The following is a 296-nucleotide window of genomic DNA, read 5'->3' on the forward strand; positions in this document are numbered from 1 at the left end:
AATATGAGTCTCGTTCCTATTCTACAAAATATTGCCCAACTTCAAGGTCTCTATAAAGAAAAAGAAGCTTGGAAAACCATTTTGGGGAACTGTGATAGCTTAGTCTACTTAGGTGGTAATGATGAAGATACCTTTAAATTTATGAGTGGCTTACTCGGTAAACAAACCATTGATGTTCGAAATACGAGTCGTTCCTTTGGCCAGACAGGTTCAGGATCTCTTTCTCATCAAAAGATTGCTCGTGATTTAATGACACCTGATGAAGTCGGAAATATGAAACGGCATGAATGCTTGGT

Annotated in this window: 1 protein-coding gene; it reads left to right on the forward strand. The window is 38.2% G+C overall.

What is annotated here, in order from left to right; genetic code table 11:
- Nucleotides 1-296: type IV secretory system conjugative DNA transfer family protein (locus tag HMPREF2701_RS02940; RefSeq protein WP_186821215.1), on the forward strand; the 296-nt coding region annotated here is incomplete at both ends.

This window comes from Streptococcus sp. HMSC077D04, from assembly GCF_001808785.1.
In the GTDB taxonomy this organism is placed as follows: Bacteria; Bacillota; Bacilli; order Lactobacillales; family Streptococcaceae; genus Streptococcus; species Streptococcus mitis_BX.